The organism is Actinoallomurus spadix (assembly GCF_024055725.1).
Classification (GTDB): Bacteria; Actinomycetota; Actinomycetes; order Streptosporangiales; family Streptosporangiaceae; genus Actinoallomurus; species Actinoallomurus spadix.
Genome location: NZ_JAMXMX010000016.1, coordinates 1 through 21,982 on the forward strand (window position 1 = coordinate 1; position 21,982 = coordinate 21,982).

General features: G+C 73.8%; 19 protein-coding genes. 8 read left to right on the forward strand and 11 right to left on the reverse strand.

Annotated features, from left to right (window positions below):
* Positions 1–823: AAA family ATPase (locus NE235_RS23130; protein ID WP_252806385.1), on the reverse strand; the 823-nt coding region annotated here is incomplete at its 3' end.
* Positions 824–1,035: 212 nt separating this feature from the next.
* Between NE235_RS23130 and NE235_RS38305 the strand changes: the two genes are divergently transcribed.
* The 6 genes from NE235_RS38305 to NE235_RS23160 all read left to right on the forward strand — a co-directional run bounded on the left by NE235_RS38305 (position 1,036) and on the right by NE235_RS23160 (position 9,833).
* Positions 1,036–2,241, forward strand: a complete 1,206-nt coding sequence (locus NE235_RS38305; RefSeq protein ID WP_252806387.1) for a PucR family transcriptional regulator — start codon at positions 1,036–1,038, stop codon at positions 2,239–2,241.
* A gap of 275 nt (positions 2,242–2,516) precedes the next feature.
* A complete protein-coding gene (locus NE235_RS23140; RefSeq protein WP_252806389.1) occupies positions 2,517–3,293 on the forward strand; it encodes a hypothetical protein in 777 nt (258 codons plus the stop codon).
* A 274-nt stretch (positions 3,294–3,567) separates the two neighbouring features.
* On the forward strand, positions 3,568–5,967 hold the full coding sequence (gene hrpB / locus NE235_RS23145) for an ATP-dependent helicase HrpB (protein WP_252806391.1): 2,400 nt from the start codon (positions 3,568–3,570) through the stop codon (positions 5,965–5,967).
* A 225-nt stretch (positions 5,968–6,192) separates the two neighbouring features.
* The gene (locus NE235_RS23150) at positions 6,193–7,401 is read left to right on the forward strand and encodes an MFS transporter (RefSeq protein WP_252806393.1); all 1,209 of its coding nucleotides are present in this window, start codon (positions 6,193–6,195) and stop codon (positions 7,399–7,401) included.
* Positions 7,402–8,142, forward strand: a complete 741-nt coding sequence (locus NE235_RS37615) for a DUF485 domain-containing protein (RefSeq protein WP_289849080.1) — start codon at positions 7,402–7,404, stop codon at positions 8,140–8,142.
* Positions 8,139–9,833, forward strand: a complete 1,695-nt coding sequence (locus NE235_RS23160; protein WP_252806397.1) for a solute symporter family protein — start codon at positions 8,139–8,141, stop codon at positions 9,831–9,833. The genes NE235_RS37615 and NE235_RS23160 overlap by 4 nt, the downstream gene beginning before the upstream one ends.
* A 33-nt stretch (positions 9,834–9,866) precedes the next feature.
* Here NE235_RS23160 and NE235_RS23165 read toward each other — a convergent pair whose 3' ends face one another.
* The 6 genes from NE235_RS23165 to NE235_RS23190 form a co-directional block, all read right to left on the reverse strand.
* Positions 9,867–10,481 (reverse strand): response regulator, encoded by a 615-nt coding sequence (locus NE235_RS23165; protein ID WP_252806399.1) that lies wholly within the window; start codon positions 10,479–10,481, stop codon positions 9,867–9,869.
* Positions 10,478–11,704, reverse strand: a complete 1,227-nt coding sequence (locus NE235_RS23170) for a sensor histidine kinase (RefSeq protein ID WP_252806401.1) — start codon at positions 11,702–11,704, stop codon at positions 10,478–10,480. Before NE235_RS23170 ends, NE235_RS23165 begins: the two co-directional genes overlap by 4 nt.
* Positions 11,705–11,707: 3 nt before the next feature.
* Complete coding sequence (locus NE235_RS23175) at positions 11,708–12,442, reverse strand: ABC transporter permease (RefSeq protein ID WP_252806403.1); 735 nt, start codon at positions 12,440–12,442, stop codon at positions 11,708–11,710.
* An 82-nt stretch (positions 12,443–12,524) separates the two neighbouring features.
* Complete coding sequence (locus NE235_RS23180; protein ID WP_252806405.1) at positions 12,525–13,430, reverse strand: ABC transporter ATP-binding protein; 906 nt, start codon at positions 13,428–13,430, stop codon at positions 12,525–12,527.
* A gap of 103 nt (positions 13,431–13,533) precedes the next feature.
* Positions 13,534–14,763, reverse strand: coding sequence for a Bcr/CflA family multidrug efflux MFS transporter (locus NE235_RS23185; protein ID WP_252806407.1), 1,230 nt, complete (start codon positions 14,761–14,763; stop codon positions 13,534–13,536).
* Positions 14,764–14,911: 148 nt separating this feature from the next.
* The gene (locus tag NE235_RS23190) at positions 14,912–15,481 is read right to left on the reverse strand and encodes a TetR/AcrR family transcriptional regulator (RefSeq protein ID WP_252806409.1); all 570 of its coding nucleotides are present in this window, start codon (positions 15,479–15,481) and stop codon (positions 14,912–14,914) included.
* Positions 15,482–15,620: 139 nt separating this feature from the next.
* On the opposite strand from NE235_RS23190, the gene NE235_RS23195 reads away from it, so the two are divergent.
* Complete coding sequence (locus NE235_RS23195) at positions 15,621–17,033, forward strand: MFS transporter (protein ID WP_252806412.1); 1,413 nt, start codon at positions 15,621–15,623, stop codon at positions 17,031–17,033.
* A gap of 173 nt (positions 17,034–17,206) precedes the next feature.
* Here NE235_RS23195 and NE235_RS23200 read toward each other — a convergent pair whose 3' ends face one another.
* Positions 17,207–18,205 carry an NADP-dependent oxidoreductase gene (locus tag NE235_RS23200; protein WP_252806413.1) on the reverse strand — a complete coding sequence of 333 codons (999 nt, stop codon included), beginning with the start codon at positions 18,203–18,205 and terminating at the stop codon, positions 17,207–17,209.
* A 276-nt stretch (positions 18,206–18,481) separates the two neighbouring features.
* On the opposite strand from NE235_RS23200, the gene NE235_RS23205 reads away from it, so the two are divergent.
* Positions 18,482–18,721 (forward strand): hypothetical protein, encoded by a 240-nt coding sequence (locus tag NE235_RS23205; RefSeq protein WP_252806415.1) that lies wholly within the window; start codon positions 18,482–18,484, stop codon positions 18,719–18,721.
* Positions 18,722–18,929: 208 nt separating this feature from the next.
* Here NE235_RS23205 and NE235_RS23210 read toward each other — a convergent pair whose 3' ends face one another.
* The 3 genes from NE235_RS23210 to NE235_RS23220 are packed head-to-tail and all read right to left on the reverse strand — an operon-like array spanning position 18,930 to position 21,982.
* On the reverse strand, positions 18,930–19,745 hold the full coding sequence (locus NE235_RS23210) for a glutamate ABC transporter substrate-binding protein (RefSeq protein WP_252806417.1): 816 nt from the start codon (positions 19,743–19,745) through the stop codon (positions 18,930–18,932).
* Positions 19,746–19,757: 12 nt separating this feature from the next.
* Positions 19,758–21,179 (reverse strand): hypothetical protein, encoded by a 1,422-nt coding sequence (locus NE235_RS23215; RefSeq protein ID WP_252806419.1) that lies wholly within the window; start codon positions 21,177–21,179, stop codon positions 19,758–19,760.
* Positions 21,176–21,982: an FHA domain-containing protein gene (locus NE235_RS23220; RefSeq protein WP_252806421.1), complete on the reverse strand. Its 807-nt coding sequence runs from the start codon at positions 21,980–21,982 to the stop codon at positions 21,176–21,178. Before NE235_RS23220 ends, NE235_RS23215 begins: the two co-directional genes overlap by 4 nt.

Here is a 21,982-nt window from a genome sequence, read left to right on the forward strand (position 1 = left end):
CGTCGCAGGCCACCAGCAGCACGACCCGCCGCGCGTCGGGTGGCAGGGCGCGGTAGCGCCGGCGGTGGGAGGCGCGCAGGCGGCTGTGGACGGGCAGCGCCGCCGGCGGCGGCGCCACGCCGGCCAGCTGGTCCGGCGTCAGGGCGGCGGCGAGCTCGGACAGGGCCAGGGGGTTGCCGGCGGCCAGGTCGGCGAGGTCCGCCGTCAGGTCCGCGCCCGGCCCGGTGCCGAGGAGGTCCTCCAGCACGGCCCGGGCCGCCCGGTCACCCAGCGGACCGAGCCGCAGCGACGGGACGCCGGCCAAGGGGGCCGGCGCGGCGGGCGCCTCCGGGACCGCGGTGAGCAGCATGGCGAGCGGGTGGTCACCGGGCCGGCGCGCGGCGAAGGCCAGGGCGTTCAGGGAGACGCGGTCCAGGAGGTGGGCGTCGTCCACCCAGCACAGCACCGGGCCGTCGCCCGCGGCGTCCGTCAGCAGCCGGTGCACCGCCGTGCCCAGGACGAACGGCTCGGCCGCCGGAGCCGCGTCCTCCCCGGTGACCGGGGCCAGCGCGGCCGCCTGGGCCGGTGGCAGCCCGCCGATCCGGCCGGAGATCGGCCACAGCAGCTTGTGCAGACCCGCGTACGGTAACGCCGTCTCCTGCTCGAAACCGGACGTACCCAGGGTCCGGAACGACGCCGAGGCCCGGCCGAGCACGTGCTCGAGCAGGGCCGTCCGCCCCGTCCCGGCCTCCCCGACGATCACCAGCGCCGCGCTCTTCCCATCGCGTACGCGGCTCAGGGTCTCCTCCACGACCGCGAGCTCACGTTCCCGCCCATGCAACACGAGGGTTCCTCCCGGAAAAGGGACGTTCGCGCCTTAACGGCAGCAGGCTTCCGGCGATACGTCCAGTGCGGCTTCCGTAACGAGGGCGACGGCACAACGCGCGGGCGGCCCGCCTGTGCCCGGCCACAGAGCAGACCGCCGGGGCGGCGGGACGCTGGCGGCCGTGCGCCCGCGGTGGGACCATGAGCGATCACCGGCCCCGGAGGTGACGTGTGGACGCCCGTGCCGTCACGACCGGCCGTACGGCGGGCGCGCCGGCGCGCAGAGCGGCGTCGCGGCTCGTCGAGCGGCTGCCCGACCTCGCCGACCGGCTGACCGCCGAGATCCTCAGCGGCGACGGCGCGCTGCGGCCCGCCGGCCTGACCGACGACCTGTGGGACGCCTGCCACACCGGCCTGCGGCACGGCATCGAGGCGATCCTCGACCCGGGCCGGCGGCCCGACCTGCACTGGGCCCGCGAACTCGGCCGGCGCCGGGCCGAGCAGGGACTGCCCCTCGACCAGCTCCTGCGCTCCTACCGGCTGGCGGGCCGGGTCTTCTGGGAGTCGCTCGTCGAGGTCGCCGCGCAGCACGACCCCGACCAGCTACCCGCCCTGGCCCACCACGCCGTACGGGTCTGGCAGACGATCGACCAGCAGTCGAGCGTCGCCGCGGAGGCGTACCGCCGCACCGAGTTCGAACTGCTGCGGCGCGACGAGGAGCAGGTGCAGGCGGTCGTCGACGCGCTGCTGGAGGGCCGTGGCGCGGACGGACGGCTGCTCGCGGCCGCCACGACCGTCCTCGGCCTGCCGGCGCGCGGCCGGTTCGCCGTGGCGGTGCTCCGGCAGGACGACGCGCTGAGCCGCCCCGTCGCCGGCCGCCCCGAGACGGCCGGCGGGATCCGGTTCCTGTGGCGCCTGCGCGCCGATGCCCGGATCGCCGTGGCCGACCTCGGCGACGCGGACCTGGACGACCTGGCCGAGGTGCTGCGCGCGCACGCCTGCCACCACGTCGGCCTGAGCCCGGTCGTCGACTCGCCCGCCGACCTGGGCCACGCCCGCTGGCTCGCCGAGCTCGCGCTGCGCACCTGCCGGTCACCGCGCCAGGAGGTGGCCCGCCTCGATCGGCGGCTGCCGGCGGCGCTCGTGGTCTCCCAGCCGGAGCTGGCCGAGCACCTCCGGCGTTCGGTCCTCGACGGCCTGACCGCGCTCGACCCGGCCAAGCGCGGGCTGTTGCTGGAGACGCTGGACGCCTGGCTGGAGTGCGGCGGGTCGGCCACCGAGGCGGCACGGCGCCTGTACTGCCACCCCAACACGGTGCTCAACCGGCTGCGCCACCTCGAACGGATCTCCGGCCGTTCGACCTCCCGGCCCCTCGACCTCGTCGAGATCGTCCTCGCCCGCCACGCCCTGCACGAGGACGGCGGGAACCCGGCCTGACGCGCACCCTGTCTGCGTACTCTGGAACTGTCAAGATTCCAGGAGGACATGGCCATCTCGCCGCCCAGGCTTTCCTGGCTCGGCCACCGTATCCGCGGTCAGTACCTCGCTTCGCCGGACGGTCAGCCTGATTCGAGTGGAATGAGCATATGAGTAAGCTGCATCCAGTAGAACTTACCGTCACAGAGTGCAACACTCTAGTCGGTCATTTGGACAATGCGGGGCAATCTCTACGCGAAAACGGTCACCAATCGGAGGCCGACGAGTGCGACGCCATGATGGACGAGCTCTGGAGAGCGATCAGCGTCCCCGGCGTCGACGTCCCGGGCGAAACCCTGACCACGGTGTCCATGACGCCGGAGCGCTGGTCCCTGCTCTTCGGCTCGCTGGACGTTTGGGCTTTCCAGTTCGAAGATCGACACCCGAAGGATTCCCGCCGTACGCGGCGGCTTCGCGATCACATCAGCGCGAATGTCGGCGACGCCTTCCCCGCGCCTGCGCAGCCATCGGCTCCGGAACGCCGCGACGTCAGGGTCGAAGTCGGCGCGCTGGGGTGTTACTGGCTGTTCGGCGCGATGAACACGAAAATCCCGGACTCGACCCCGGTTCTGGGAAACCGGCTCGACTACGACGCCTGGATCGACGAAGGCAACGGGCTCGCCGTGCGCTCGCTCATCCTCACCGGCACCCGTGAGGGCACCATCAGCCTGACCGCTGAACTGCTGCGCGGATGTCCGCCGCTGGACACCGGCCCGTGGGACGACGTCGCCGAATACTCATGGGTCTTCTGGACCACCGACCCCGTTGGGGAAGATCCGCCCCTTGGCCGCACGCTCCGCGCCGCAGCGCCCGAACGCGAGGCCGTCATCCTGTTCGAGTTCGACCCGGTGCAACCGTCCACGTGCATGTACCGAGTCCGGGTGAGCGTCCGAGGCAGGGACGCCGGTACCGGAGAGGAGCACCTGATCCAGGTGTGGCGGGCACCATCGGCTCCGGCAAGCCTGATCAAGGCGACCGACAGGACCGGTCACCGCCGCCGCACAGGACCCTAGTGTCATGCGCCTGAAATTCGTCAGCTAAGTCTGGACTTCGGCTCGGTCACGGGGCCTCGAGATTGGTCACGGTCAGCGCCTTGTCCCACCGAGCGGCGGCGAGGTCGTCGCGGCGGATGCCCAGGTCAAGCGCTACCCGACGAAATTCTCCCTGATGATCAATGTCCGAGAAGGTAGACCCTCGATTCCAGTGGTGGTCGGAACGCGGCAGCCCGCGCTTGGATCGAGAGCCCGGCCTGACGGGCGGTCCGCGCGGGTCCGCCACACTGGTGGGGTGCGTTCGCCCGACCTGCCCGTCGCCACCGCCCTGCCGGAATTGCGCGCCGCCCTCGACTCCGCCGGGACGGCGGTGCTGGCCGCGCCGCCGGGGACCGGGAAGACCACCTTCATCCCGCTCGCGCTGGCGGAGACGGGTCGCCGGGTCATCGTGGCCGAGCCCCGCCGGCTCGCCGCGCGCGCCGCCGCCCGCCGCATGGCCTGGATGCTCGGCGAGCCGGTCGGCGAACGGGTCGGGTACGCCATCCGCGGCGAGCGCAGGCCGGGCAGTGCGGTCGAGGTCGTCACGACCGGTGTGCTGCTGCGCCGCCTGCAGCACGACCCCGACGTGCGCGCCGACGTCGTCATCCTCGACGAGTGTCACGAGCGGCACCTCGACGCCGACACCGCGTTCGCGTTCCTCCTCGACGTCCGCGCGACGCTGCGCCCCGACCTCGGGCTCGTCGCGGCGTCCGCGACCGCCGACACCGGGCCGTGGGCGGAGCTCATGGGCGGCGCCCCGGTGGTCGCCGCGGACGGCGCCGCGCACCCGGTCGAGGTGGTCTGGGCGCCGCCGCCCCGCCCCGTACGCCCGCCGCACGGCCTGTCCGTCGACCCCGCGCTGCTCGACCACGTCGCGGCCACGGTCCGCCGGGCGCTGGCCGAGCGGGACGGCGACGTCCTGTGCTTCCTGCCCGGCGCCGCCGAGATCGACCGGGTCGCACGCGCACTCGGCGACCAGCGCGTGCTGCGGCTGCACGGCCGCGCCCCCGCCGACGTGCAGGACGAGGTCCTGCGCGGCCCGGACGGCGGGCGGCGCGTCGTCCTGGCCACGTCGATCGCCGAGTCGAGCCTGACCGTGCCGGGCGTCCGCGTCGTCGTGGACGCCGGCCTCTCCCGGGAGCCCCGCACCGACCACGCGCGCGGGCTCGGCGCGCTGACCACCGTACGGGCGTCGCGGGCCGCCGCCGACCAGCGCGCCGGGCGCGCCGGGCGGGAGGCGCCGGGAACGGTGTACCGCTGCTGGTCGCAGGCCGAGCACCACCGGCTGCCCGAGCGCCCGCGGCCGGAGATCGCGCTCGCCGACCTGACCGGGTTCGCGCTGGAGGCGGCCTGCTGGGGCGACCCGGGCGCGACCGGCCTGGCGCTGCTGGACGCCCCGCCGCCCGCCGCGATGCGCGCCGCCCGCGAGACGCTGCGCGCGATCGGCGCCGTCGGCGACGACGGCCGGGTCACCGGACGGGGCCGGAGGATGGCCCGCGCCGGCGTCCACCCCCGCCTGGCCCGCGCCCTCCTCGACGGGGCCGAGCACGTCGGCGCGCGGGCCGCCGAGGTGGTCGCGGTGCTGTCCGACCAGCAGCGCGCGGACGAGGACCTCGTCCGGCAGTGGCGCGGCCTGCGGGGTGACCCGCGGTGGCGGGACGAGGCGCGCCGGCTGCGGCGCGCCGTCCCCGGCGCCGCCGACTCCGGGCCGGACGACGAGACGACCGCGGGCGTCGTGGTCGCCCTCGCCTTCCCCGAGCGGGTCGCCCGCGCCCGTACGGGCGGCGGGTACCTGATGGCGTCCGGGACCGCCGCCGAACCCGCCCGGGGCTCCGCGCTCGGCGGCGCCGAGTGGCTGGCCATCGCCGTCGCCGACCGGCCCGCGGGCGCCCCGGCCGCGCGGATCCGCCAGGCGGTGCCCATCGACGAGGAGACGGCCCGCCTGGCGGTCGGCGCGGTGGTGGAAGAGGAGGTCGCCTGGCGCGGCGACGTCGTCGCGCGCCGCGTCGAACGGCTCGGCGCGATCGAACTGTCGGCCGTACCCCTGCCGGATCCGGACCCCGGCCTCGTACGTGCGGCGCTGCGCGAGGGCCTCCGCCGCGAGGGACTCGGCCTGCTGACGTGGACCCGCGAGGCGGAGGACCTGCGCGCCCGGCTGGCGTTCTGCCACCGCGTGCTCGGCCCGCCGTGGCCGGCCGTGGACGACGACGCGCTGCGCGGCTCCCTCGACCTCGCCGCGAGCGGCGCTCGAAGCCGCGCCGACCTGGCGCGCGTCGACGTGACCGCGCTCCTGCGCGGCCTGCTGCCGTGGGAGTGCGCCGCCCGGCTCGACGAGGTCGCCCCCGAGCGCGTCACCGTGCCGAGCGGATCGCGGATCCGGATCGACTACTCCGGCGAGCGGCCGGTGCTGGCCGCGAAGCTGCAGGAGCTGTTCGGATGGACCGAGACGCCGCGCGTCGCCGGGGTGCCGCTGCTCGTCCACCTGCTGTCGCCCGCAGGCCGTCCCGCAGCCGTCACCGCCGACCTGGCCTCCTTCTGGCGTGAGGGCTACCGCGCCGTCCGCGCCGAACTGCGCGGCCGCTACCCCCGCCACCCCTGGCCCGAGGATCCGTCAACGGCGGAGCCGACGAGGAAGGCCAACCCCCGCCGCCGCTGACGCATCAGGCGGCCGCCGCCGAGGATCCTCGTTGCCGGGGCGACGGAGACCCTCGGCGCGGAACTGCGAGCGGCGGCCGCCGCCACGGGGCGCTAAAGTGGCGGCATGATCGTTCCCCGTGTCTAGACACCGCTCTCGGCCGCGCGTCGTCGCGCGGTCCTCCGGTGTCTCTGACGCTCCCGGCGCCGACTCCCACGCGCGCCGGTCTTCTCGAGGAACGTTCCCGTGTCTTCTCCCTCCCTCTCGTACGCCGCCGTCCTGCGCGCCCCGCACGCTCGGCGCACCTTCGGCGCCGCGCTGCTGGGCCGCCTCTCGTACGGCATGGTCTCGCTGTCCCTGACGCTGGCGGTGGCCGGCGCGACCGGTTCGTACGCCATGGCCGGCGCGGCGGTCGCGCTGTTCGGGCTCGCCGTCTCGGTGCTGTCCCCGGTGCGTGCCCGGCTGATCGACCGGTACGGGCCCCGGCGTGCCCTGCCGCCGATGGCGGTCGCCTACGCGTTGCTGCTGGCGGCCCTCGCCCTCGTCACCGCGCGGCATGACGTGCCCGCCGCCGCGGTCGCCGTCCTGGCCTTCGCGGCGGGCGGGTTCCCGCCGCCGCTCGGCCCGGTCATGCGCACGCTGTGGAGCGACCTGCTGCCCGACCGGCGGCTGCTGCAGCGCGCGTACAGCCTGGACACCGTCGCGGAGGAGCTGCTGTTCGTGACGGGGCCGCTGCTGGCGGGCCTGTTCGCCGCGCTCCTCGACCCGGCCGTGGGCGTCGCCGTCAGCGCGGGGCTCGTCCTCACCGGGACCCTCGCCCTCGTCTCCTCTCCGGTGGCCCGGTCCCGGACCCGCGAAGCCGCGGCGGCCGGGGACGATCCCGTGCCGCGGCCCCGGGCGGGCTCCTTCGGCGGGCTCGGGCGGCCCGTCGTCCTGGCGGCGGGGATCGGCATGTGCCTGGGCGCGCTCGGCCTGCTCGTGGTCGCCTTCGCCGCCCGTCGCCACGAGGCCGCCGGCGCCGCGTGGGCCGAGGCGGCGCTCTCCGTCGGCAGCGCGGCCGGCGGCCTGGCCTACGGGTCGCTGTCCTGGCGGGTGCCGGCGCGGGTGCGGCTTCCGCTGCTGACCGCCGCCGTCGCGGCGCCGCTCGCGGTCGCCGGCGCGGCGCCGGACCTGTACGTCCTGTCGGCGGTCGCCGGGGTGGCGGGGCTGTTCGTCGCGCCCGCGCTGACGACGGCGTACCTGCTCGCGGAGGAGTCCGCGGCACCCGGCGGCCGTACGCGGGCGGGCACCTGGGTCAACACCGCGTTCAACACGGGCTCCTCGGCCGGTGCGGCGGCGGTCGGCCAGCTGGTCGGCCGGTTGCCGCTCGGGTGGTGCTTCGCCGCGGCGGCGGCTCCGGCGCTGCTCCTCGCGCTGACCGCGCTGGCGCGCCGTGGCCGGCCGGCCCGCTCCTGAATGCGGGGCTCCCCGGTGGTCCTCGCCGGGGAGCCCGATTTTTCCCCGGACGAATATCTGCGAAGTGGTGAATGTGACGTGGGCTGGTCTGATCTCATAGCGCAGTGGGAGGACCGCGTACGGTCACGGTCGAGTAGAGAGGGGCGCCTGGTGGTCACCGGGTCACGGCCATCGCCGCGTCGCAGCACGAATCCGCGAGATCGCGCCCGATTTGTGGCGATAAGGCATGATGAAAGGTTCGCCATTCTGAAAGGGAGATTCCGCAGGTTAGCGCTCATTGTGCTCTTGACGTTCCTCGGGTGGTACCTGCTCTACGTCCTCGCCGCGGCCTTCGCCCGTGACGTCATGGCGTACCGGCTGTTCGGGAACATCAACGTCGCGCTCGTGGCCGGAGTGCTGCAGTTCGTCGCGGCGTTCGTGCTCGCCTGGCGCTACACCCGCTACGCCCGCGCGGCCCTCGACCCGCTGGCCGCGCAGATCCTCGCCGACGCCGAGGAGCGCGTCGACGAGGCGCTCCGCCGTGCGGCGGGCTCGGCCATCCCGCCGTACGGCACCGGGTCCGGCGACGAGCGGCCTTACCTGGGCCCCACGCCGCCGGACGGGACGGTGTCGTACGCGGCGGCGGAACCCCGGGGCGGGACCACGCCGTACCTCGGGCCGACACCTCCGGACGGGATGCCGCTGCCCGCCGATCCGGGCCCGCCGCCCTCGTGGCATCGGTCGGCGGGAGGGACGCGATGACGCTCGCCGGCGCGGCCTCTCTCGCCGGGAACGGCCGGACCATCACGTTCGGCCTGTTCCTCGCGCTCGTCTGCGTGACCCTGGCCATCACGGTCTGGGCCCGGATGCACACCGACGGGGCGGACGACTTCTACGCGGGCGGCCGGGTGTTCTCCGGCCCGCAGAACGGCCTGGCGCTCGCGGGCGACTACATGTCCGCGGCGTCCTTCCTCGGCATCGCCGGGATCATCTCGCTGTCCGGCTACGACGGCTTCCTGTACTCCATCGGGTTCCTCGTCGCCTGGCTGCCGGCGCTGCTGATCGTGGAGTTGATGCGCAACACCGGCCGCTTCACGATGGCCGACGTGCTCGCCCAGCGGGTCCGCCGGCAGTCCTCCGTGCGGATCGCCGCGGCCGTGTCCACGGTCACGGTGTCGGTCTTCTACCTCATCGCGCAGATGGTCGGGGCAGGCGCGCTCATCGCCCTCCTCCTCGGCGTGCGGCCGGGGGCCACGTTCCTCGGCATGTCCGCGAACACCGCCGAGGTCATGACGATCGTCGTGGTCGGCGCGCTGATGATCTGCTACGTCACCTTCGGGGGGATGAAGGGCACGACCTGGGTGCAGATCGTCAAGGCGGCGCTGCTGATGTTCGGCGCGACGCTGATGACGGTGCTCGTCCTCGGCCGGTTCGGCTTCGACCTCAGCCGGCTGCTCGGCGCGGCCGCCGGGGCGAGCGGCAAGGGGCACGCCTTCCTCGAACCCGGCCTGAAGTACGGCAGGGAGGTCACCGGGCACTCGTCGCGGACGCTGTTCAACAAGCTCGACTTCGTGAGCCTGGCACTCGCCCTCGTCCTTGGCACGGCCGGTCTGCCGCACGTCGTCACGCGCTTCTACACCGTCAAGGACGCCCGGGCCGCGCGCACCTCCGTGAACTGGGCGATCGGCCTGGTCGGCGCGTTCTACCTGATGACGATCGCGCTGGGCTTCGGCGCCACCGCGCTGGTCGGGCGGCGGGAGATCCTCGCCCACGATCCGGCGGGCAACACGGCCGCGCCACTGCTGGCCCGCGAGCTCGGCCGGCACGTCGCGGGGCGGATCGGCGGGGACGTCATGCTCGCGTTCGTCGCCTCGGTGGCGTTCGCGACGATCCTGGCGGTGGTCGCCGGACTGGTCATGGCCTCGGCCACGTCCCTGGCGCACGACTACTTCGGCAACGTGCTGATGCTGGGGCGGCCGCGCGAGCGGCAGGAGGTGGCGGTGGCGCGGTTCGCCGCGTTCCTCATCGGCTCGGTCGCCATCGTGCTGGCCGTCTTCGCCAAGCACCTGAACGTCGCGTTCCTGGTCGCGCTCGCCTTCGCGATGGCCGCGTCGGCGAACCTCCCGGCGATCGTCTTCGCCCTCTTCTGGCGCCGGTTCAACGCCGCGGGGACGGTGGCCGGGATCTACGGCGGGCTGGCGGCCTCGATCGTGCTCGTCGCCTTCTCTCCGGTGGTGTCGGGGAAGGTCGACCCGGTCACCGGGCAGAGCCTGTCGCTGTTCCCGAGAGGCGTCGACTTCCACTGGTTCCCGCTCGACAACCCCGGCCTGGTCTCCATCCCGTTCGGGTTCCTGTGCGCGGTTGCCGGCACATTCCTCGGCCGGGACGGAACGGATCCGGAGCGCTACACCGAGCTGTCCGTACGCTCACTGACCGGGGCGGGCGCGCGGTAGGTCACGGACCGCCGCCGTCTCGCCCGGCTCGCGTCACGGGAGGAGACCGCGTTCGTAGGCCTTGGCGACGGCGGCGGCGCGGTCCCTGACGCCGAGCTTGTCGTAGATGTGCAGCAGGTGGGTCTTGATGGTCGCCTCGCTGACGAAGAGCCGGCGCGCCACTTCCCGGTTGGTGGTGCCGTCGGCGACGAGGGCGAGCACCTCGCGTTCCCGCTTGCTGAGCGCGCCGGGGGAGGGGCCTCGCACCCGTCCCATCAGGCGGCCCGCGACGGACGGGGACAGCACCGATTCGCCGCGGTGCGCCGCGCGGACGGCTCGGATCAGGTCCTCGCGCGGGGCGTCCTTCAGCAGGTAGCCGGTGGCCCCCGCCTCGATGGCGGGCAGCACGTCGCTGTCGGTGTCGAAGGTGGTGAGGACGAGGACCCGCACGCCGGGATGGGTCTCGCGGAGCCGGGTGATCGCCTCGACGCCACTCATCTCCGGCATGCGCAGGTCCATGAGGACGACGTCGGCGCCGTCGGCCAGCGCGAGCGCCTCGGCTCCGTTGGCCGCCTCGCCGGTCACCGTGAAGTCCGGGTCGCCGGCGAACACCCCGCGCAGGCCGTCCCGGACGATCGGGTGGTCATCGACGATCAGCAGGCGGATCACAGGTGCGCTCCCGCGGCCAGGGCGGGGACGGTCGCGTTGATCGCGGTGCCCTCGCCGGGACTGCTCTCGACCTCCAGCCGGCCGGCCACCCGGAGCAGCCGCTGCCGCATCGAGGTCAGCCCGAAGCCCGGCCCGCCGGCCGCCGGGTCGAAGCCGACGCCGTCGTCGCGGACGTCCAGCAGCACGACGTCGTCGAGGTAGGACAGGGTCAGGCCGACCCGCGACGCGCCGGCGTGCTTGGCGACGTTGGTGAGCGCCTCCTGCGCGACGCGGAACAGCGCGACCTCCACATCGGGGAGCATGGGCCGGGCCTCCCCGGTGACCTCGACGCCGACGGGGACACCGGAGGTGGTCGCCCAGCGTTCGCTCAGCCCCGTGATGGCCTCCGGCAGCCGGGCGTTCTCCAGGTGCGGCGAGCGGAGGGCCTGGACCGAGCGGCGCGCCTCCGCGAGGTTCTCCCGGGCCAGCGCCTGCGCCTGGTCCGCGTACCGCCGCCACTCGGTGGGGTTCTGCCGGGCGGCCTCCAGCTGAGCGACGATCCCGGTGAGGCCCTGGGCGAGGGTGTCGTGGATCTCGCGGGCCATGCGCTGGCGCTCGTCCAGCACGCCGGCCTCGCGCGCCTGGATCAGCAGCTGGGCGTGCAGCCCGGCGTTCTCCTCCAGCGCCACCTTGAGCGAGGCGTTGGCCTCGGCCAGCCGATCGAGGATCGCCCGGCGTCTCATCTCGAGGACCGTGAACAGCATGCCGACGGCACCCGTGGCCACGGCGAGGATCAGGTAGACCGGGACGGTCGCGGCGCGGAATGACTGGAAGCCGCCGATGTAGGTGACGGAGACGATCAGCGCCGTCGCCACCACACCGGCCTGCTTCCAGCGCCCCCGCAGGTAGACCACCTGCACGTAGCCCGTCCAGCCGAACAGGCCGAACAGCGGACTTCGCAGGATCAGCAGCGCGAACAGCACGAGCTGGCCGGCGTAGTAGAAGCCGCCCAGCCGCGGCCCCGGACCGGACGTGCCGGGCAGGGCGACGATCAGCATCCACGCGGCGGCGGCCGCCGCCAGGCCCAGCGTCGCCCAGACCTGGGCGGGCGTCTTCGCGTCGGCGAGCAGCACGAGGACCGTGGAGACGGCGAGTGCCCCGTACGGGATGACCCGGAGCAGGATCGCCTCGCGTCGGTCGAGGCCGCCCGAGGGCCGGTCGAGGCCGTCCGAGAGCACTGCCATCGTCTACTCCCAGCGGAAGGTCTTGGCGGCCACGAGCCCGGCGGCGGGCGCGTACGCGGCCATTATGGCGAGTTGGACGAGGCGGGGCTCACTGCCCATCCAGGCGTCCCGCATCGTCTTGAGCGTCGCGCCCAGCGGCGTGTAGTCACCGACGGCGCGAAGGGCGCCGGGCATCTGCTCGCGGGGGATGTACACGCCGCCCAGGAAGAGGCTCGGGAAGAACAGCAGCATGCCGATTCCGGTGCCCGCCTTGGAACTCGGCGCGACGGCGGCGATGACCAGCCCGATCCCGAACAGCGCGCCCATCCCGAGGACGAACGCCGCGAGGAACGCGGGGAACCGCTCGGGCACGGGAGTGCCGAACAGGATTCGGGCGGTGACGATCAGTATGGTGACGGCGGCGATCGCCATGGCGACGTAGATGAGGAGCTGGACCATCAGCAGGTACGCGGGACGAACCGGGGTCGTCGCCATCCGGCGCAGCACCCCCTTCTCCCGGTATCCGGCGAGCGTGGTGGGCAGGATGGACAGGCCGAGGATCGTCACCGCGATCCCCACGCCCAGCGCGGCCATGTACTCGGGGGCCGTCTGGCCGCCGAGGTCGTGCTGGGCCTTGTTCGCGCCGGGCTGGAACCCGAATCCGAGCAGCAGCGCGAGCGGCAGCAGCAGGACCACCGCGGGCACGATGATCTCGCGGGCGAGGAGCTTCAGCTCCAGGTAGGTGAGCTTGGCGAGCATGGGGGTCTCCCAGGTGAGCCGGTCGGTCGAGGGTGTGGCGGGTCGGTCGAGGGTGTGGCGGGTCGGTCGAGGGTGCGGCCGGTCAGTCGAGGGTGCGGCCGGTCAGCGCGACGAACGCGTCGTCGAGGCTGCTCTGCTCGACGCGCAGGTCGGCGGCGATGATGTGGTTGCGGGCCAGGACCGAGGTGAGCGCCTGCAGGAGGCCGTCAGTGCCGGTGACCACCACTTGCCCGCCCGTCCTGGTCACGGTCCGTACCTCGGGCAGGTCCCGCAGCAGGTGGTCGTCCAGCGGCGCGGAGGGCCGGAACCGTACCCGCTGCTCGGGGCTGACCCGTGCCACCAGGCCCGAGGGCGTGTCGATGGCGACCACCCGGCCGGCGTCGATGATGGCGAGCCGGTCGCAGAGGCGCTCGGCCTCCTCCATGAAGTGGGTGACGAGCACGATCGTGACGCCCCGGTCGCGTACGTCCTCGATCAGCCGCCAGGTGTCGCGGCGCGCCTGCGGGTCCAGGCCGGTGGTCAGCTCGTCCAGGACCGCGATCCGCGGGTCGCCGACCAGCGCGAGCGCGATCGACACCCGCTGCTGCTGGCCGCCCGACAGCCGGCCGAAGCGCGTGTCCCGCTGGTCGGCGAGGCCGAGCTCCTCGATCAGCCGTCCGGGGGCGGCGGGCCGGTCGTAGAAGGAGGCGTACAGCTCCACGGCCTCGCGGACCTTCATCTTGTCCGGCAGCCGGCTCGCCTGGAGCTGGACGCCGAGCCGGCGGGTCAGCTCGGCGCGGTCCCGGCGGGGGTCGAGCCCGAGCACCGAGACGGTGCCCCGGTCGGCGGCGCGCAGCCCCGCGAGGCACTCGACCGTGGTGGTCTTGCCCGCGCCGTTGGGCCCGAGGACGCCGAAGATCTCCCCTTCCTCCACGGCGAAGGACACGTCCTCGACCGCGACCTTCGCTCCGTACCGCTTGTGCAGATTCCTGACGTCGATGACCGGCATGGCCTCTCATTCCTCGTTTCCGTGGTGACGGACTCCGAGGATGGCCCGCGGCGGGGTGCCCGCGGATCGACCGGTCGGGTACGGCTCCGGTGGATCCCGGACATCAACCGATCGGTCGATGTCCCCGGGTGAGGGTCACGTAGGAGAGGAACGCGGCGGCGGTCAGGGCCGCGATGACCGCGCCCATCGGGACGGCGGTGCCGGAGCCGGCGACGCCGACGAGCGGCGCCGCGACCCCGCCGATCACGAACTGCCCGAGACCGACCAGCGCGGAGGCGCTGCCCGCTACGGCGGGCGGGCGGCCGGTCAGGGCGAGGGCGGTGGCGTTCGGCGTGATGAGCCCGATCGCGGACACGACGAGGAACAGCGCGGGCAGCACGCCCGGCAGGCCGAGGCCGGCCTCGATCGCCACGACGAGGGCCAGGCCGCCCGCCAGGGACATGACCAGTCCCGCGGTGAGCAGGGTTCGCAGCCGCACCCGGCCGACCAGCCGCCCGCTGACCTGGCCGGCCGCCACGATGCCCAGGGCGTTCACCGCGAAGATCAGGCTGAACGCCTGGGGGGACAGGCCGTAGATGTCCTGGACGACGAACGGCGACCCGGAGATGTAGGCGAACATCGCGGCGAAGGCCAGGCCGCCCGACAGGGCGTAGCCGACGAAGACGCGATCCCCGAACAGCCCCGCGAACGTCCGGAGCGTCGAACCCGGCCCGCCGGTGTGGCGCGCGCCCGGCGGGAGGGTCTCGCGCAGCCCGCCCCACGTGGCGGCGACCATGAGCGCGCCGATGACCGCGATGAGCACGAACACCCCGCGCCACGACGTCAGGCGCAGCAGTTGCCCGCCGATGACGGGCGCCGCGATCGGCGCGACACCGTTGACCAGCATCAGCAGGGAGAAGAACCGGGCGGCCTCCGCCCCGTCGTACAGGTCGCGGACGATGGCGCGGGCGATCACGATGGCCGCGGCGCCCGCCGCGCCCTGGACCAGGCGCAGCGCGATCAGCATCGGCACGCTGGGGGCGACCGCGCAGAGCAGCGAGGCGAGCGTGTACAGGACCACGCCGGCGAGGAGCGGCCGGCGCCGCCCCCAGGCGTCGCTGAGCGGCCCGGCGACGACCTGACCGACGGCGAGGCCCACCAGGCAGGCGGTCAGGGTGAGCTGGACGAGCGACGGCCCGGCCGACAGGTCGTGGGTCAGCTTCGGCAGGGCCGGCAGGTACATGTCGATCGACAGGGGGCCGATGGCGCTGAGCGCCCCGAGGATGAGGGCCAGCCGGAGCCGGCCGGCCTGAGCCGGCGCGGCCTCGATGGTCTCGCTCGCCGTCGCGGGCATGGCACCTCTCTCCGTCGGCGCGCCGCGGCGGGCGCGGATCCGATTGGAGGCAACCGGCTCGCAAGCCGGGGGAATTCCCACAGGGAGCCCGATATGCCGTGGATCACTCCGTGTCGGGCCCCGGCAGCGGCACGGACGGTGAGACGGGTCAGGGGCGGGGGCGCAGGCCGTCCATGATGAAGGAGAGCAGCAGCTCGGTGTCCTCCGGAGCCCGTTCGCTCGCCACGGAGAGGGCATGGGCCAGGCGCAGTACGTCGCGTGGGCGGAGGTCTGGCCGGGCGGTGCCCGCCTCCTGGGCGCGGGTCAGGACCGTCCCGGCGGCCCGCTCGATGTCCTCGTGACAGCGGATGAACGTCTCCGAGTGCAGGTCGATGACGGCCTTCAGGGTCTGGGTGAGCCCGCGCTTCCGGCAGGCGTACTCCGAGATGGTCAGGATCCAGGCCGCCAGCCCCTCCTCGGGGGGAGCGGTCTCGGCGAGCTCGTACGCCTTGGCCGCGAGCTGGTCCATCTCGTCGCGGTAGACGGCCTCCTGGAGGGCCAGCCGGGTGGGGAAGTGGCGGTAGAGCGTGCCGATCCCGACGCCCGCGCGCCGGGCGATCTCCTCCAGTGACGCGTCCGCGCCGTGCTCGCGGAAGGAGACCTTGGCCTCGGCGAGCAGCCGCTCGTAGTTGCGGCGCGCGTCGGCCCGCATCGGACGCTGCCCGGTGGTCGTCGACATCGCCCCTCCAAAAGCGCGGTTGCCAACCGGAGGCTACCTCCGTATTGTTGCGGAGGCACCCTCCGGTTAGACGCGGCCGATCCCGACAGCCACTTCGGGGGACGGCCGTAACCCTTCCTGCACGAGGAGTCTACGACCCATGTCCCAGCAGACCGTCCAGATGGGTGACCCGCCGCTCGACCCCGAGCGGCGGCGAACACACCACCCCGGACTGTCGCTCGCCGTCATCGTGGCCTGCCAGTTGATGGTGGTCCTCGACGCGAGCGTCATGTTCGTCGCCCTTCCGAAGATCCAGCACAGCCTCCACTTCTCCGCGACCGGCCTGTCGTGGGTGACCAACGCCTACTCGCTCGCGTTCGGCGGGCTGCTCCTCCTCGGAGGCCGGGCCGGTGACATCCTCGGGCGACGGCGGACGTTCATCGCCGGCATCGCGCTGTTCACCCTCGCATCCCTGCTCGGCGGGTTCTCCGGATCCGCCGCGTGGCTGCTCGCCACCCGTACCGCCCAGGGCGTCGGCGCCGCCCTGGCCGCGCCCAGCGCGCTCGCGCTCATCGCCACGAACTTCCAGGAGGGACCGGAGCGCAACCGGGCGCTCGGGGTGTTCTCGGCGACCTCATCGGCCGGCGCCTCCATCGGCCTCGTCCTGGGCGGCCTGCTCACCGACTGGGCGTCGTGGCGCTGGGTGCTGTTCATCAACGTCCCGGTCGGCGCCGTCGTCCTGTTCCTCGCCCCGCGGATCCTCCGGGAGACCGAGCGGCACCGCGGACGCCTCGACGTCGCGGGCGCCGTGACGGTCGTCACCGGCATGGTCGCGCTGGTGTACGGCTTCATCCGCGCGGCCGACGCGGGCTGGGGCGACGGCGTGACCCTGGCGGCCTTCACCGGCGGCGTCCTGCTCCTCGGCGCGTTCGTCGTCGTGGAGACGCGGGCGGAGCAGCCGGTCATCCCCCTGCGGCTGTTCGCCGACGGGCCGCGCGCCGGTTCCTACCTGATCATGCTCCTGCTGGCCGCGGCGATGTTCGGGATGTTCTTCTTCATCGTCCAGTTCCTGCAGAACGTCCTGGGCTTCAGTCCGCTGAAGGCGGGCGTGGCGTTCCTGCCGATGTCGGGGCTGCTGTTCGTCATGGCGCGGACCACGCCGCGGTTGATGCCACGGGTCGGCCCGCGGCGGCTCCTGTTCGCCGGCCTGCCACTCATCGCGGTGGGGCTGGTGTGGCTCACCCGGCTGTCCGCGCACAGCGGGTACGCGCCGGGGGTGCTCGGGCCGATGCTCCTCTTCGGGCTGGGCGCCGGCCTGGTCTTCCTGCCGATCACCGCGACCGTCCTGGCGGGAGTGCGGCGCGAGGACTCCGGCGCGGCGTCCGGCACGCTGCAGACCGCGCAGCAGGTCGGCGGCGCGCTGGGGATGGCCGTGCTGGTCGCGGTGTACGGGCCGGCGCTCCGGCACGGCGGCCTGACCCACGGCGTGAACGTCGCGTTCACGGTCGGCACGGTCTTCGTGCTGGTCGCCCTGGCGGTCACCGTGGTCCTCCTCCGGCCGCGCGCCGCCTGACCCGGCCGTGCCCGGCCCGGCCGACGCGACGTCCGCCCGGCCCGGCGGGCGTGGCGTCCGTCTGGCCCGGCCGGCGCCCGTCCGCCGGGCCTGGGGCCCCGGCCGTCCGGCCGGGGCGGCACCGTGACATCCCGCCGGACCCCGGGCGACCGGGGCCCGGCGGGTCGGTCCGGCTACAGCCGGACGATCATCTTGCCGGTGTTCCGGCCACGGAGCATGGCCAGGAACGCATCGACGGCGTGGTCGAGGCCCTCGAACACCGTCTCGTCGAACTCGATCCGCCCCTCCGCCAGCCAGCCGCCGACCTCGCGGACGAAGTCCCCGAACCTGGCGGAGTGGTCGCTGACGATGAAGCCCCGCAGGGTGAGACGCTTGCCGATCACAAGGGCCAGGTTGCGCGGTGTGGCCTGTGGCTCGGTGGCGTTGTACTGCGAGATCGCGCCGCAGATGGCCGCCCGCCCGTGGTCGTTGAACGCCTCGATCGCCGCCTCGAGGTGGTCGCCTCCGACATTGTCGAAGTAGACGTCGATGCCGTCGGGCGCGGCCTCGGCCAGCAACCGGCGCACCGGGCCGGACCGGTAGTTGACGGCGTCGAAGCCGAGCCGGTCGGTGAGGTAGGCGACCTTCTCGTCCGATCCGGCGCTGCCGATGACGCGGGCGGCCCCGCGGAGCCGGGCGATCTGGCCGACGAGGGAGCCGACGGCCCCGGCCGCGCCGGACACGAAGACGGTGTCGCCCTCCTTGAGGCCGGCGATGTCGAGCAGCCCGACGTACGCCGTCAGTCCCGGCATGCCGAGGACGCCGAGGTAGGCCGACGGTGGCACGCCGTCGATCGGCCGCACCGCGCGGAACCGTTTCGCGGGTGCCACCGCGTGCTCCCGCCAGCCCAGGTCGTGCAGGACGAGGTCGCCCGGCTCCAGGCCGGGGGAGCGGGACTCGACGACCTCGCCGATCGCGCCGCCGGTCATGGCCTCGTTCAGGCCGAACGGCGGGACGTAGGACTTCACGTCGTTCATCCGCCCGCGCATGTACGGGTCGACGGACATGAAGCGGTTGCGTACCAGCACCTCGCCGTCGCCGGGAGCCGGCAGCTCCCGCTCCACCAGCGCGAAGTCCGCCGGCTCCGGCCAGCCGCGGGGGCGGGACACGAGGTGCACCTCACGCGTCTTCATGGCTTACGTCTCCTCTGCGGGTGAAGGAAGGGCTCGCCCCGCCTACGTTACTCACGGGTAGCCGTGGGTGGTCGGAGCGGGTCGGCCGCAGCGGGAACGACGTCGACTTTCGGATCGGTCTAAATCGGGCGTTAATGGCACATCGTCGCGGGTAAGCAGGGCGCACCGAGGCACTGACCGGTCGTCGAGACAGGAGGCTCGAACCATGACCGCCACCCGATGGGCGAGCGAACGAAGGCCGCACCGATGCGTTCCGGCGCGGGAAGGGTGAGGATCATGGCCGCGCTGCTCGTCATGCCCGCGGTGGCCTTCGCCGTGCTGGTGACCATTCTGTACGAGGACCGTCTCCTGCCCCAGTCCGGCTCCGCTCCGGAGCCGCTCGCCGACGGCGAACCGGCGGTGGGAACGGCATCCGCGGTCGCCGCCGTCGCCGCGACGGAGGAGACGGCCACCATCCCGCCGCCTGCCACCTCCGGCGTTCGTCTCAAGGGCGCCGTCTCGCTCCCACGGCGCTGACCCGCCGCCGTTCGGCGGCGGCCTCCGGAACCGGGCGCGTTCCCGTTCCGCCGCAGCACGACTCGTCAGGCGAGTCGTGCCGCGGCGTGTGTGCCGCCGGCCCGCGCCGGGAGAGGTGACCTCCGCTTCGGCCGCGGCCGCTCTCCCTCTTCAGCCCCGCAGTCTTCCCGGCTCAACCGTCGTCCTCCTGGTTCGGCCGCCGTCCCGTTCAGCCACATCCCTCGAACTGCGGGACCGTCGTCGTGACGTTCAGCCCCGTCGAGCCGAACCACCGTTTGAGCAGCCGCGCGGCCGTGCCGTCCTGGTACATCTCGGTGATCGCCTTGTTGACGTCCTCGCAGCCGCGGACGTCCCCGGGACGGAGCCCGATGCCGTACCGCTCGTCCGAGAACGGCGCGTTGACGAACCGCACCTGGTTCCCGCGCTGCGCGGCGAAGCCCGCGAGGATCAGGTCGTCGGTGGAGATGGCGTCGACCGTGCCGGAGACGAGGTCGTCCAGGCACTGGCCGTACGTCGAGGCCGGCACGAGCCGGGCGTCGATCTTGCGCTCTTCGGTCACGCGGCGCCAGGAGACCGACCCGGCGACCTGGCACAGCCGCTTGCCGCGCAGGTCACGGACGTTCCGCACCGCGGTCTCCCCGCCGCGTACGAGGATGTCCTGATGGGCGACGTAGTACGGCCCGGCGAAGGCCACCTGCGTCTTGCGCTGCTGCGTGATCGAGTAGCTCGACACGACCATGTCGACGTCCCCGCCGCGCAGCGCCGCCTCCCGCTCGCCGCTGGTCAGCGGCTTGAACGTCAGGTGCGTGGCGCCGATCCGGCGCGCGACGTCGCGGGCCACGTCGACGTCGAAGCCCTTGTAGGCGCCGTTCGAGTCGCGGAAGCCGAGGCCCGGCTGGTCCTTGCCGACGCCGACGACCAGGCGGTCCCGGCCGCTGACCGACGCGGTCGCTCCGCCCGCCACCCCACATCCGGCGGACGCCAGCAACAGCGTGACCGCGATGCCGATTCGACGTAGTCGCATCTGCGTGCTCCCTTACCGGTACTCGGACAGCCGCGGCCGGACCCCGGCGAGGATGAGGATGATGAGGACGATCGCGGCGCCGGGCAGGATGACGTTCCACCCGCGGAGCCCGTGGTCGCCGGAGGCGATCGCCTGGTCGAAGGCGCGGCCGTGCAGGTCCTTCAGGGCGACCAGCGCCTTGTCGTAGGCGTCGAAGTCCTCCGTCCCGCCGCCGAGCTTGGCGGTGAGCGCCCTGCGGCGGTCGCCGGCGGTGGCGACCAGCCGGATCGTCCGGTCGTCGTTCTGAAATTTCTGGTATCCGGACAGCACCTTCCGCAGCGCCGCCTGCTGCCCGGGCAGCGTGATGTGGTGCGCCTCGGTTCCGTAGAAGCCGAGGAAGTCGCTGCCGCCGATCTTCTCGTCGACCAGCGAGTAGTAGGTGTCGAGGTTGCCCGCGGGGACGTAGAGGATCGTCTGGGACTTGTCCAGGTAGACCTGCTCGTACGTGTCGGCGCGCCCGGGGTCGAGCAGGTAGCGGCTCTCGTCCGCGTGGGCGCTGTTGCTGATCGCCCGGGCCCGCGACAGCGCCAGCACCGAGTCGAACCCGTCCTCCTTCGCGGTCCGCAGGCGCCCGGCCTCGGTGCTCAGGAGTGCCACGCTCACCACGGCGAGCACGAGGGCGCCCACCGTCGCCAGGGCGAGCGCCGGGTTGAGCATCCGGCGGAAGCGCGTGGCGAAGTAGATCTGCATGCCGACGAGGACGACGACGAGCAGCAGACCCGTGAGCGCCACCCAGACGCGGCCGTGCAGCACCGCCGACCGCTTCGCCTCGTACGTGCGGCGCACCTTCGTGCCGTTGTCCAGCGTCAGGTTGTACGCCTTCGGCAGGATGTCCAGCTTCATCAGGTCGGTCGCCTGCCGGTACAGCGCGGTGACGGCGGCCGGCGGCGGTCCCGCGGCGTGTCTCGACTGCTCGTCGGCGAGCAGCGCCTGGCCCGCCAGGCGTTCGTACCGGCCGAGCGCGTCCAGCATCGCCTGCGCGTCGCGCTGCTCGGTCGGGTCGGTGCCCGCCAGTCGCGAACCCTGCAGCAGCGCGCCGTTCGCCTCGGACCGGCGCTGCTCGTACAGTTTCAGCGCCGCGGCACGCCGGCCGGCCAGCCCGGCGTCGCCGCCGATCAGCAGCGCGTCGGCGAGCTGGGCGTCCATGTCGCTCAGCGCGAAGTACAGGTCGCCGGTGGCGACCACCTGCGGGCCGGCGTCGTGACCGATGACCCGCAGGCCGTCACGGGCGTTCCGTACGGTCAGCGTGGTGACGAGGAGCACGACGAGCACCGCGAGGGCCGCGAGCGCGGCCAGCGCGCGGATCCGGCCGGGCATCGTGCGGATCCGCAGCCGCCCGGTCACCCGTCCTCCCCGCCGAGCCGGGGTGGACGGGGGAGTCGTCGTGATCGTCACCGCAGCCTCCGCAGCGTGATGGTGGTCCAGACGCCCACGTGCACGCGGTCGCCGTCGCGCAGCGGCACCTCCACGTTGACGGGGATGGGCGTATCGCCCTCGTTGACGGTCGTGCCGTTCGTGGAGCCGGGGTCGACCAGCGTCCAGCTGCCGTCGGGCTTGGCCAGCAGGACGGCGTGGGTGTGCGAGACGCCGGGGTCGGCGGGCGGCTCGCTCAGGTCGATCTCCGGGGTGATGCCGCGCGACGCGCTCCGCCGCCCGATCAGCACCTGTTCGCCGGAGAGCGGGATGCGCCGGGACGGGGAGTACGGCGGGAACGTGAAGTCCTCGTCCTCGGTCACGACGCGGTCGTAGTACTCCCGGTCCGCGATGACGACGGCCGCCCAGTCGGTCGCCGGCGGTTCGGGCGGGGGCGCCTTCGGCGGCGCCCAGTCGCGCGTGACCGGATCCTCCTCGTCCGGGTCCCCGGCCGCCGGGGGCGGAGGTGGCGCGGGCGCGGAAGGCGGGGGCGCGGCCTCCGGGGGGCGCGGGGTGGGCCGGCCGCCGCCGACCGCGTAGTCGTACCCGCAGTCCTCGCAGAAGCGCCCGGTGCGGGGCGCGCCGCAGTCAGGGCAGGCCTCGCCGGCCGCGCGCACGCCGGAGGCGGGCGTCCCGGGCGCGGGCGTCCCGAGGTGCGAGGTGACCGGGGCGGATCCGGAGGGGACGGACGCGGAAGGGGCGGACGCCGCGCCGTCGATGCGGGCGCCGCACACATCGCAGTAGTCGGTGGCCGTCGAGCTGTGCCCGGCCGGACAGATCGCCAT

Excerpts from the sequence above, each read along its gene's own strand:
- NE235_RS23220 (WP_252806421.1), bottom strand. The coding sequence starts at position 21,982 with ATGGCGATCTGTCCGGCCGGGCACAGCTCGACGGCCACCGACTACTGC.
- NE235_RS23205 (WP_252806415.1), top strand. The coding sequence starts at position 18,482 with ATGGCCGCGCTGCTCGTCATGCCCGCGGTGGCCTTCGCCGTGCTGGTG.
- NE235_RS23210 (WP_252806417.1), bottom strand. The coding sequence starts at position 19,745 with ATGCGACTACGTCGAATCGGCATCGCGGTCACGCTGTTGCTGGCGTCC.
- NE235_RS23195 (WP_252806412.1), top strand. The coding sequence starts at position 15,621 with ATGTCCCAGCAGACCGTCCAGATGGGTGACCCGCCGCTCGACCCCGAG.
- NE235_RS23175 (WP_252806403.1), bottom strand. The coding sequence starts at position 12,442 with ATGCTCGCCAAGCTCACCTACCTGGAGCTGAAGCTCCTCGCCCGCGAG.
- NE235_RS23140 (WP_252806389.1), top strand. The coding sequence starts at position 2,517 with ATGATGGACGAGCTCTGGAGAGCGATCAGCGTCCCCGGCGTCGACGTC.
- NE235_RS23200 (WP_252806413.1), bottom strand. The coding sequence starts at position 18,205 with ATGAAGACGCGTGAGGTGCACCTCGTGTCCCGCCCCCGCGGCTGGCCG.
- NE235_RS23190 (WP_252806409.1), bottom strand. The coding sequence starts at position 15,481 with ATGTCGACGACCACCGGGCAGCGTCCGATGCGGGCCGACGCGCGCCGC.
- NE235_RS23160 (WP_252806397.1), top strand. The coding sequence starts at position 8,139 with ATGACGCTCGCCGGCGCGGCCTCTCTCGCCGGGAACGGCCGGACCATC.
- NE235_RS23185 (WP_252806407.1), bottom strand. The coding sequence starts at position 14,763 with ATGCCCGCGACGGCGAGCGAGACCATCGAGGCCGCGCCGGCTCAGGCC.
- NE235_RS23180 (WP_252806405.1), bottom strand. The coding sequence starts at position 13,430 with ATGCCGGTCATCGACGTCAGGAATCTGCACAAGCGGTACGGAGCGAAG.
- NE235_RS23170 (WP_252806401.1), bottom strand. The coding sequence starts at position 11,704 with ATGGCAGTGCTCTCGGACGGCCTCGACCGGCCCTCGGGCGGCCTCGAC.
- NE235_RS37615 (WP_289849080.1), top strand. The coding sequence starts at position 7,402 with ATGCGGGGCTCCCCGGTGGTCCTCGCCGGGGAGCCCGATTTTTCCCCG.